This window comes from Paenibacillus sp. FSL L8-0641 (assembly GCF_038006265.1).
Lineage (GTDB): Bacteria > Bacillota > Bacilli > Paenibacillales > Paenibacillaceae > Paenibacillus > Paenibacillus polymyxa_D.
The window spans coordinates 3,608,888-3,620,689 of record NZ_JBBOUW010000001.1 but is presented as its reverse complement, the minus strand read 5'-3'; the positions used below and the strand labels follow the sequence as shown (position 1 = coordinate 3,620,689).

At 45.7% G+C, this 11,802-nt stretch carries 9 protein-coding genes; all 9 read left to right on the top strand.

Annotated features, from left to right (window positions below):
- The first annotated feature begins 112 nt into the window (after positions 1 to 112).
- The 9 genes from hemW to MKY16_RS16295 all read left to right on the top strand — a co-directional run bounded on the left by hemW (position 113) and on the right by MKY16_RS16295 (position 11,786).
- Positions 113 to 1,300 (top strand): radical SAM family heme chaperone HemW, encoded by a 1,188-nt coding sequence (gene hemW, locus MKY16_RS16335; protein WP_340956161.1) that lies wholly within the window; start codon positions 113 to 115, stop codon positions 1,298 to 1,300.
- Positions 1,301 to 1,457: 157 nt separating this feature from the next.
- Positions 1,458 to 1,934, top strand: coding sequence for an N-acetyltransferase (locus MKY16_RS16330; protein ID WP_013311174.1), 477 nt, complete (start codon positions 1,458 to 1,460; stop codon positions 1,932 to 1,934).
- Positions 1,935 to 2,677: 743 nt separating this feature from the next.
- On the top strand, positions 2,678 to 3,709 hold the full coding sequence (gene hrcA, locus MKY16_RS16325) for a heat-inducible transcriptional repressor HrcA (RefSeq protein ID WP_029515358.1): 1,032 nt from the start codon (positions 2,678 to 2,680) through the stop codon (positions 3,707 to 3,709).
- A gap of 121 nt (positions 3,710 to 3,830) precedes the next feature.
- A complete protein-coding gene (grpE, locus tag MKY16_RS16320; RefSeq protein ID WP_029515357.1) occupies positions 3,831 to 4,403 on the top strand; it encodes a nucleotide exchange factor GrpE in 573 nt (190 codons plus the stop codon).
- Between the two features lie 177 nt (positions 4,404 to 4,580).
- Entirely contained in the window at positions 4,581 to 6,425 is a 1,845-nt protein-coding gene (dnaK, locus tag MKY16_RS16315) for a molecular chaperone DnaK (RefSeq protein WP_029515356.1), read from the top strand.
- 247 nt (positions 6,426 to 6,672) lie between these two features.
- The gene (gene dnaJ, locus MKY16_RS16310; RefSeq protein WP_029515355.1) at positions 6,673 to 7,803 is read left to right on the top strand and encodes a molecular chaperone DnaJ; all 1,131 of its coding nucleotides are present in this window, start codon (positions 6,673 to 6,675) and stop codon (positions 7,801 to 7,803) included.
- Positions 7,804 to 7,959: 156 nt separating this feature from the next.
- A complete protein-coding gene (gene dcuS / locus MKY16_RS16305) occupies positions 7,960 to 9,615 on the top strand; it encodes a DcuS/MalK family sensor histidine kinase (protein ID WP_340956159.1) in 1,656 nt (551 codons plus the stop codon).
- Positions 9,608 to 10,318 (top strand): two-component system response regulator DcuR, encoded by a 711-nt coding sequence (gene dcuR, locus MKY16_RS16300; RefSeq protein ID WP_069012557.1) that lies wholly within the window; start codon positions 9,608 to 9,610, stop codon positions 10,316 to 10,318. The genes dcuS and dcuR overlap by 8 nt, the downstream gene beginning before the upstream one ends.
- A 121-nt stretch (positions 10,319 to 10,439) precedes the next feature.
- Complete coding sequence (locus MKY16_RS16295; RefSeq protein WP_340956155.1) at positions 10,440 to 11,786, top strand: 2-hydroxycarboxylate transporter family protein; 1,347 nt, start codon at positions 10,440 to 10,442, stop codon at positions 11,784 to 11,786.
- Positions 11,787 to 11,802 lie beyond the last annotated feature (16 nt).

Here is an 11,802-nt window from a genome sequence, read left to right as displayed (position 1 = left end):
GTCCATTTGAATCTGGAGTAACAGCGATCAGAAGATCAAATGGAACACGAAGCGGTTGTCGAGACCTCGGCGCATTTTTTCACTATTCCCTGAATTGACAAGGAGGATCGGTATGACCGCATCCATACAAAAACATGAACATTCATCCGCGCCTCAAGCGGTTTACCTGCATATACCTTTTTGCACGAATAAATGCTTTTACTGTGATTTCAACTCTTATGTGCTCAAGGATCAACCTGTTATGGAATATCTGTATGCACTGGAACGGGAGATGGAACATACAGTTAAGCTTCACCCACCAGGAGAGATTAAAACCATTTTTGTCGGGGGTGGAACACCAACTACCCTAAATCCGAAAGAAATGGAATATTTCCTGAAGAGCGTCCGAACCTACTTCCCGCATTGGGCGGAAGATATTGAGTTCTCCATGGAAGCTAATCCAGGTACCACTGATTTTGAAAAACTCTCTGTGATGAAAGAAGGCGGCGTCAATCGACTCAGCTTTGGCGTACAGGCTTTTCAGAATGAGCTACTCACAGGCATAGGTCGTATTCACAGTACAGATGACGTATATCGTAGTTTGGAAAACGCACGTAAGGTTGGCTTGGACAACCTGTCGATTGACCTGATGTTTGGTTTGCCGAATCAAACGGTGGAGATGCTGCATGAAAGCGTCAGTAGAGCGCTAGAGCTGGAGCTTCCTCATTACTCTATCTACAGTTTGAAGGTTGAAGAAAACACCCTTTTCCACACGCTGTACCAGAAAAATCAGCTACCGCTTCCACATGAGGATGACGAACTGGAAATGTACTTACTCCTCATGCGTCGCATGAAAGAAGCGGGCTATGAACAGTATGAGATTAGTAATTTCGCAAAACCAGGCTTGGGGAGCAAGCACAACATGACCTATTGGCGAAATGAGGACTATTACGGTCTCGGAGCTGGGGCACATGGATATGTTGGCAGAGAGCGCCATATGAACATTAAGGGCATTAACCCTTATGTGGAGGCTAGTCGTAATGGTTTGCCACGTCTGGATAGCTTTGAGGTGCCAGTAGCGGAAGCTATGGAGGATTTTCTTATGGTCGGTTTGAGAATGCTAGAGGGCGTTTCCAAGTCTCGCTTTGAAGCTCAATTCGGTCAGGCGTTGGAGGATACGTTTACTGCTCCTCTTGGAAAAATGCTCAATGCGGGGTTAATCGAATCGATTGAGGACGGTTATCGTTTGAGTGAACGTGGCATTTTATTCGGAAATGATGTATTTGCAGAGTTTATTGGTTCAATCACGGTAAATTCATAAGTTGTAGGCTTCAATACAGCACGTTTCAACTTCGTAAGCTGGGACCATCATTTTATTACACCATTCTGTCACAGCAGGGGAAATGGAGTATTGCGATTCTATGCGTGATGTTGTATATTTATTCATTATATGCGGCAAGCGATAGGAGGAGAGCAAGATGGCTTCAGTGTGTAAAGATGTATTGTGCAGAAGTGCGGTTCCTGAGGATGTGGAGCCTTTATATCAAATGATTAGCGGCTATGCAGAGCGGGGGATTATGCTGCCACGTTCGAGGGAAGTGCTAACGCGCCAACTGGAGCTGTTTATTGTTGCAGAGGTGGACGGCGAAGTTGTTGGTTGTGGTTCTTTATGCAAATTGGGCGCTGACCTGGTAGAGATTCGCTCCCTTGGCATCTCTGAGGGACATAAAGGTATGGGTATTGGCTCCAAGCTAGTGGAGGGCCTTATAATAGAAGCACGGCGGCAACGAATTCCTAAAATTATGGCATTGACCTACGAGGTCTCTTTTTTCATAAAAAACGGTTTTGATGTAGTAAGTAAAGAAATTTTTCCTGAAAAGGTGTGGACCGACTGCATTCACTGTAGTAAACAAAACAATTGTGATGAAATCGCAGTGTTGAAAGTACTGAACTGACCTGTCAATAATGAGGTCAGTTCTTTTTTCATCAGGACCTAATCATGCGTATATTATACAGCCTACATTGTTTAATGCGGGTTTATTTCTCATATGTTTTGAGCAACCACCAAATGAATTGATGATGAGGCTCCAGTTCGGAAGGTATTCCATTCAGGCTTCTGATGGGATGGTCCTTATGATAATCAGTATCATTATAAAAGTATGCAGTGCCGTCTAATGGAACTCGGTGTTTATATTTATACAAGGCGACAACATATCTTTCAGACTCTCCGCTTCTGCTTGGACTATGTGTATACCCTTCCCAATCGGCTAGTGTTAAATCATCGTAATGTTGCATTGCCGATCTGAAACATACAAATTGTAGGTAAAAGTGCGATCGATGCGTATAAAAGGTTGCGGCGATTAGTTCTCAAATTTAATTCCTCCTCAAGGACAAAGAAGTTATAATGGTATGGAGACATAGTCTCGAATTTTTCTATTTTCTGTGTCACTATACATAAATACGGTTTTTATACGTTGGATATTGAGGTTTTTCGTGAAAAAGTGTAAACGTTCTGGATTCATTCCAGTAAACTAAACTGTTGTGATAAATCTTGTTTATTGAAAATACTGATCTGACTTGACAATGATCAGGTCGGTTTGGTATTTTTGTATTATCGGTTAGCACTCAACGCGAACGAGTGCTAATGATTCCATTTAACAATCATGCTATTATGGATAAACAACAAGGGGGGATTCGCTTGTTAACCGAACGTCAGAGACTCATTCTGAATGCGATTATTGATGACTACATTCGTTCGGCTGAGCCAGTGGGTTCCCGCAGCATATCCAAAAGGCAGGATGTCGGATTCAGCCCGGCCACGATCCGTAATGAAATGTCGGATTTGGAGGAACAGGGCTATCTGGAGCAACCCCATACTTCTGCGGGACGCATCCCGTCTCATAAAGGCTATCGTTATTATGTGGACCATCTGGTACCACTGAATACACTGAAGCCTATGGAAATGCGGGAACTGAAAGCCTTTTATGCCGAAAAGCTGAATGTAATGGAGCAAGTGATCCAGCATGCGTCAGGCATTCTGTCCCATATGACCAATTATACTTCCATCCTGCTTGGGCCGGAGGTTTTTCATACTTCATTGCGTCATTTTCAGCTACTGCCGCTCAACGAAACGACGGCTGTGGCGATAATCGTGACCAATACCGGTCAGGTGGAGAATAAAACGGTAGATATTCCACCGGGAATTTCGATTTCCGAGATGGAGAAGGTTGTGAATTTACTGAACAGCAAGCTGGTCGGTGTGCCGATTTATCAGCTTAAATCACGCCTTTACACCGCACTTGGTCAGGAGATGGAGAAGCATGTGTCTCATTTTGAGGACGCTATGAAGGTGCTGGATAAAGCACTGGATAATGAATCGGATCAGCGCTTGTATTTGAGCGGTGCGACAAACATGCTTAATCAACCTGAATTTAAAGATGTAGAAAAGGTTAAACATATTCTCGATCTGCTGGAGGAAACACCAACGCTGCTTAAACTAATGACACCTGTTGTCGGGGCACCTGAAATTCAAGTCCGCATCGGCACTGAAAATGATCATGAGGCGTTTGCCAATTGCAGCCTGATTACTGCTACGTATGCAGTAGACGGAGAAGCGTTGGGCACTATAGGCATACTGGGTCCGACACGGATGGAATATGCGAGAGTTATTAATATTTTGGGTATCCTGTCTAAGGATTTGACCGCAATGCTAACGCAGCGGTTTAAATAGAACAAAGCCGCATAGGTTGCGGTATTACATGTTCCGCGTCGGGATACGGCTCGTATCCTGCGCGGGTGCATTGTTGCGTGTTTTTGTAAAGGTAGTTATGACTTGAAGGAGGTGAAACATTTTGAAGGAAGAACAAGCGTTCCAAGAAGAAAAACAACAAAATGTAAGCACAGAGGAAGCCGCCGAAGCGAGCCAGCAGGAAGAGCCGGTTAATGAAGCGGCGGCACTGGAAGACCAAGAAAGCGAAACAGAGCTGAATAAGCTTCGCGCTCAGGCGGAAGAGCATCAGCAACGGTTTTTACGCGCTCAGGCGGATTTTGATAATTTTCGCCGTCGTACGCTGAAAGAAAAAGAAGACCTTGCCAAATATGCATCTATGAAGCTGGTTACCGAGTTGGTGCCTGTTTTGGATAACTTCGAGCGTGCGCTGGCAACGGCACCGCAAGGAGCGGAGTCTGAGTCATTCAGCAAAGGCGTGGAAATGATTTTCCGCCAGTTTGAGAGTGTGCTTCAGGCAGAAGGAGTAACGGCCATGAATTCGGTGGGACAACCGTTTAATCCTGACTTCCATCAGGCTATTATGCAGGTGGAGAGCGAAGAGCATGAGGAAGGCATTGTTGTTGAAGAGGTACAAAAAGGGTACATGCTGAAGGACAAGGTGCTTCGTCCAGCGATGGTAAAAGTGAGCATGTAGCTTTTTCAATATACATGAGGATTTTGCAAAAATCCCATAAGCGACTTTCAATGAACAATATTGCACTTTGGAGCGACTGGAATCGAATTTTGCAAAATTATGACATTAGAAATACATCATTTTGATTCAACCATTCTGGCCTGCGGGCCTCGTATATACAGAAGGAGGAATTGTCCGATGAGCAAAGTAATCGGTATTGACTTAGGTACAACCAACTCTTGTGTGGCTGTTATGGAGGGCGGCGAAGCAGTCGTTATTCCAAATCCGGAAGGCGCACGCACAACCCCTTCCGTTGTTGGTTTCAAAAAAGATGGAGAACGTACTGTAGGGGAAACAGCAAAACGCCAAGCAATTACAAACCCGGATCGTACAATCATGTCCATCAAGCGTCACATGGGTACAAATCATAAAGAAAGCATCGACGGCAAAGAATATTCCGCACAGGAAATTTCCGCTATGATTTTGCAAAAGCTGAAATCCGATGCTGAAGCTTACCTGGGACAAACCGTTTCTCAAGCTGTTATCACTGTTCCAGCTTACTTCAATGACGGTCAACGTCAAGCAACCAAGGATGCAGGTAAAATTGCCGGTCTGGAAGTTCTGCGGATTGTCAATGAGCCGACAGCAGCTGCATTGGCATATGGTATGGAAAAATCCGAAGACCAAACGATCCTGGTATATGACCTGGGTGGCGGTACATTCGACGTATCCATTCTGGAACTGGGCGACGGTTTCTTCGAAGTTAAAGCAACAAGCGGCGATAACAAGCTGGGTGGCGATGACTTTGACCAAGTGATTATTGATTACCTCGTAAATGAGTTCAAAAAAGATCAAGGCATTGACCTAAGCAAAGATAAAGCTGCTGTACAACGTCTGAAAGACGCAGCGGAAAAAGCGAAAAAAGAACTGTCTGGCGTACTGACAACGACGATTTCTTTGCCGTTTATCACAGTAGCTGATGGCGTTCCACAGCATTTGGAGTTGAACCTGACTCGTGCGAAATTTGAAGAATTGTCTGAAGGTCTGGTAGAACGTACTTTGGGACCTACTCGTCAAGCGATGAAAGATGCAGGCATGAGTGCCAGCGACATCGACAAAATCGTTCTGGTCGGCGGTTCCACACGTATTCCGGCTGTACAAGAAGCAATCAAAAAGCTGACAGGTAAAGAGCCTCACAAAGGCGTAAACCCTGATGAAGTGGTAGCTTTGGGCGCGGCAGTTCAAGCGGGTGTACTGACTGGTGATGTGAAAGACGTCGTTCTTCTTGACGTAACTCCACTGTCCCTCGGTATTGAAACCGCAGGTGGCGTATTTACTAAAATGATTGATCGTAACACGACGATCCCTACGAGCAAATCGCAGGTATTCTCGACATATGCCGACAATCAGCCTAGCGTAGAAATTCACGTGCTGCAAGGTGAACGTGAAATGGCAGCAGGCAACAAAACACTGGGTCGCTTCCAATTGGGAGATATCCCTCCAGCACCACGTGGTGTACCGCAAATCGAAGTTACCTTTGATCTGGATGCGAACGGTATCGTGAACGTATCCGCTACAGATAAAGGCACAGGCAAAAGCCAAAAGATTACGATCACATCTTCCAGCGGCTTGAGCGACGAGGAAGTAGAACGTATGATGAAGGATGCCGAGTTGCATGCGGAAGAAGATAAAAAACGCAAAGATTTGGTAGAAGCGAAAAACGCTGCGGATCAACTGATCTACTCTGTAGACAAAACGATTAAAGATCTGGGCGAAAAAGCGGATGCAGGCGAAGTCGAAAAAGCAAATGCAGCAAAAGAAAATCTGCAAAAAACGCTGGAAACCGACAACCTGGAAGATATCAAAAAGGCTACTGAAGAACTGACTGAAATCGTTCAGCAATTGTCTGTAAAGCTGTATGAGCAAGCTGCTCAAGAAGCACAGGCTCAACAAGGCCAAGACGGCGCAGCAGACAGCAAAGGCCGTGACAATGTGGTTGACGCGGACTATGAAGTTGTTGACGAAGACCAGAAGAAAGACTAAGTTACGGATCGGGTAGTGGTAGCTTTACGGTACACCGATGCGTTATGATATACTGAATAGTAATTGCAGCGTAGCTGCCTTGATAAATAACAATTAGCCGAAGGGTAACAGTTATTTCCAAGATAAATAAGCATATTACGGGTTGTACTGCCTTGAAATGATGGGAAGGTCAAAGCCGGGTCATCCCGTGCCTTTGGCTTTCCTTTTATATGTAGTGCAGACACGTTGTAGGCATGGGGGTGGAACATTGGCTGATAAGCGTGATTATTATGAGGTGCTGGGCGTCGCGAAGGGCGCTTCGGATGATGAAGTCAAAAAGGCTTACCGTAAGCTTGCGCGTCAGTATCATCCGGACGTGAACAAGGCTGCGGACGCGGAAACTAAATTTAAAGAAGTCAAAGAAGCTTACGATGTTCTCAGCGATGGTCAGAAGCGGGCAAGATATGACCAGTACGGACATGTAGACCCGAACCAGGGCATGGGAGGCGGCTTCGGTGGTGGTGCCGACTTCGGTGGCGGATTTGGCGATATTTTTGATATGTTCTTTGGTGGCGGCGGCAATGGTCGACGTGATCCGAATGCACCGCAGCGTGGGAACGATCTTCAATATACGATGACGATTGAGTTCAAGGAAGCGGTGTTCGGTAAAGAAACCGACATTCATATTGAACGTACGGAAACATGTGATACGTGTCACGGTACGGGAGCCAAAGCGGGTACTCAACCACAAACCTGCTCCGTCTGCCACGGCAGCGGACAGGAAGAAGTGGTGCAGAATACACCGTTTGGTCGTATGGTTAATCGACGCGCCTGCTCTAATTGCGGCGGTTCCGGTAAAATCATTAAAGAAAAATGTACGACTTGTAGCGGTTCCGGTCGGGTACGCAAGCAACGTAAAATTCATATTCGCATTCCAGCGGGTGTGGATGACGGCGCACAGATGCGTATTAACGGTGAAGGCGAAGGCGGTGTCAACGGAGGACCGGCAGGTGACTTGTACGTCGTGTTCCGTGTGAAATCGCACGACTTCTTTGAGCGTGAGGGAGACGATATCTACTGCGAAATTCCGCTGACGTTCTCACAGGCAGCATTGGGAGATGAAGTCGAGATCCCGACGTTGACCGAGAAAGTGAAGTTGAAAGTTCCAGCAGGTACGCAAACAGGTACTTACTTCCGTCTTAAAGGAAAAGGTGTGCCAAAACTGCGTGGCGTTGGTCAGGGTGACCAGCATATTAAGGTAGTTGTGATAACGCCTAGCAAGCTGAGTGAGGAACAAAAGGATTTACTGCGTCAGTTCTCTTCGCTTAGCGGAGAACAGACGCATGAGAATGAGCAGTCTTTTTTTGACCGTGTGAAGCGCGCCTTCCGAGGCGACTAAGCCCAATTAGAAATCGCGGAGCTTCAACCATGAATCAAAGGAAACTATTCCGCAATTGCGGGGTAGTTCCTTTTTTTTATATTCAGGTAAACACATACATAACCATTTTTGTATAGGCATGTTGAACTATCGAGACTTAATATCAAGTAGAAAGGGGTGAGTTCCATCGGAAATGTACAGCTCAAGCTGCGTCGGGGTAAACCACTATTAAAGCTCAGAGGCCTAATTACACTGCTAGTATGTCTAGTTATGGCACTTGTGCTTCTGCCTGTAACCCTGTTATTTGCGGAGAGAGTGGAGCAGGAAACTGAGAAGGGATTGGAAGAAAAGGCAATGTCCATCGCGCGTACACTCGCCCATACGCCGCTTATTGTCGAGCAATTGCAAGGGACGGGTTCGTCTCTTTCCATGCAGGAGTATGTAAAGAGGGTCTCAGTAGCAAATCACATCCAGTTCATCGTGGCTATGGATATGAAGGGAATTCGTAAAACGCACCCGGATGCTAGGATGATCGGCAAAGCTTTTGTCGGTGGAGACGAGTATACTGCACTTCATGGCCATGAGAGCGTGTCCGTTGCGAAGGGTACATTGGGCTTGTCCATGAGAGCCTTTTCCCCCGTGTTCAGTTCAACGGGGAAGCAGGTAGGGGCGATTGTTGTTGGTATATCCATGCAAGATGTACAGATGGCTCAGGAAGGCAACAACCGTCTTATTGCTATCGCCATTGGCATCGGAATATTGATCGGCACTGGAGGTGCGGTAGTGCTGGCTCGTAAAATCAAAAATATGCTAGTCGGTCTCGAGCCGCCGGAAATTGCACGCTTGCTGGAGGAACGCAGTGCTATGTTGCAATCCATCAAGGAAGGAGTTATTGCGGTAGATGAATTCGGTCGCGTCATGCTGATGAATGCAGAAGCGATTCGTCTACTTAGACAAGCGGGGATTGAAGATTTCTCATTCTCCGGACAGGAAATTACCGTTTATCTATCCGCTTTTCGATTGCAAGAGATCCTGGAAGCGAGTACTCCACAAATGGATGAGGAAATGGAGCTGGGTGGAATAACTTTGCTGACTACCAGTGTTCCGATACGGGTCAAAGGGGAAATTGTGGGGGCAATTGTAACCTTTCGAGATAAAACGGAAATGAACCAGCTGGCAGAACGTTTGACAGGAGTGTCCCTGTACACGGAAGCACTACGTGCGCAGGCTCATGAATTTATGAACAAGCTGCATGTCATTATGGGGATGGTGCACTTGCAAATGTATGATAAACTGGAGCATTACATTATGGATGCCGTCGAGCATCATCAAGTGGAAATTGGCTCTATCACCCGGCAGATTAGGGACCCGGTTATGGCAGGGTTTGTGTTGGGAAAATTAAGCCGGGCCAGAGAGGTAGCGGTAAGTTTTGAACTGACTCCAGGTAGTTACTTGCCCGAATCCAGTCAAACTCAAACGACGCATGAACTGATTACTATTCTTGGCAATCTGTTTGATAATGCGGTGGAGGCGATGGAATCTTTCGAGCACAAGCGAATTACCCTTTCACTTTATTATGAAGAAAGCCAGAAGAACGGTTATCTGACCTGTATCATGTGCGACAATGGTCCAGGTATACCGGAAGGGCTTGTGAAGGCTATATTTGAAAAAGGTTTTTCGACCAAGGGAGAGTCACGAGGGATGGGTCTTTATCTGGTGACGCAAAGCGTGAAAAGATTACAGGGAAGTATAAAGTTAATCCCAGCCGAGCAAGGGTGCTGTTTTCAGATTACGATTCCATACATTATAGCGGGGAATGATGAACATGATTAATGTCCTGATTGTAGAAGATGATCCGATGGTTGCGGAATTTAACCGCAAATATATGGAGCAGGTAGAAGGTTTCCGATGTGGGGGTTGGGCTTCTTCTGTGGAAGAGGCTAAGAAATATATAGCTGAACAAGCCATTGATCTGATATTGCTAGATGTGTATATGCAGGAAAACAATGGCCTCGATTTACTGTCATTCATACGGGAGACAGGTGTAAATATAGATGTCATTGTCATCTCGGCTGCAAGTGACATGAACAGTGTCAAAAAAGCAATGAACTTCGGCGCGGTGGATTACTTAATTAAGCCGTTCCACTTTAACCGTTTTTTGGAGGCCCTCACGGGGTACCGAGAGCACATTAGCATCGTGCGTGAGCGCAGTCTACTTTCTCAGGAGGAGTTGGACCGACTGATTTATCATAAAAGCTTGACTAAAGACTTGGCACGATTGCCCAAAGGCATAACTAAATCCACGCTGGCTATGATATGGAATTGTATCCAGCGGCACAATAATAAGGTACTATTTTCCACCGAGGATATTGCGGAGAGTGCAGGGATATCCAGGGTGTCTATGCGCAAGTACCTGGCTTTTATGACAGAGATTGAGGCTCTTTCCATGGAAACCATATACGGAACCATAGGACGCCCTGTTTACCAATACCGAATATTGCCACAGGCAGAAGACATCATGAATAGTTTTATTTAAGTCTTCTTTCCGATTACTTTAATTACAAAAGTGAATGATTAGTTTTAAAACCAAATAAAGCGTTTTCCAAGGTGTAGAATGGAAACATGATCATCATTCTTCACTTTATGGAGGGAGATTTATGGAAAATGCTACGAACCAGCCTGTCATTCAAAAGGGGCAAAGATGGAGCAAAAATTTTGTAGATGGCATGAGAATGCTGGGCAGGGTAAAGGTGGGGGTTATTCCTCTTCCGCTCTATGCCGTGATCGCGCTGATTGTTTATGCAGCTGCAATTACTGAAAGACTTCCGAACGATCTGTTAGGCGGGTTTGCCGTCATCATGATTTTAGGTATACTGCTCAGTGATCTAGGGGCCAAACTTCCGTTGCTTAAGCATATTGGCGGGCCGGCCATTTTATCTCTTATGGTTCCATCGTTAATGGTATTTTGGAATATGTTCAGTCCATCTGCGATGGGTGCTGTACACACGCTTATGAAAACCTCGAATTTTCTTTACTTCTACATCGCATGTCTAGTAACGGGTAGTATTCTTGGTATGGATCGGAAAATGCTGATGAACGGAATTGTCAAGATTTTCGCCCCCATTATTATAGGATCTATTGCAGCAGTTGCCGTGGGGATGATAGTGGGTATGGCTTTTGGCTATAGCGCCTATCATACATTTTTTTTCATCATCATTCCGATTATCTCCGGTGGGATTGGGGAAGGCATTTTACCGTTGTCCATTTCGTATGGATTGGTGCTGGGCAAGGATTCGGCAATATTCGTGTCTCAATTTATCCCCGCTGCAATTATCGGGAACATTGTTGCAATCATAGGTGCGGGTATTCTGAAGAGATTAGCGGAGAAAAATCCAAAAACTTCGGGTAACGGGAGGTTATTGAAACTGGAGAAAGGTGCAGAAAAGCTAGCCCCGGCAAGTCTGGAACAATCGATTTCTTTTCCATTGATGGGAGGAGGTCTGCTGTTAGCTTGCACTTTCTTTATTGTGGGTAAGTTGCTGGAGCCGTATCTCCATATTCCAGGTCCGATCCTCATGATTCTGGCGGCTGCGTTAATTAAGTGCATTCAGATTATGCCGAACACATTGGAGCAGGGAGCTTTTCACTTATACAAGTGTATAACGGCAAGTCTGACATGGCCCTTGATGGTGGGATTGGGTATTTTGTATGTACCTTTGGATAGTGTGGTTGGGATCTTAACGGTTCCTTATGCCATCACCTGCGCATCTGTTGTAGTTGCATTGATTGTTACAGGATACTTCACAGGAAAATGGATTCACATGTATCCCGTAGAAGCTGCTTTGGTGACCAGTTGTCGCGGTGGATTAGGGGGCACGGGAGATGTAGCCATTCTGTCTGCGTCCAATCGGATGGAACTGATGCCTTTTGCGCAAATTGCAACACGTATTGGTGGGGCAGGCACGGTCATTTTAGCAACTTTGTTACTCCAATTATGGAGCTGATGAGTTTTATACACAG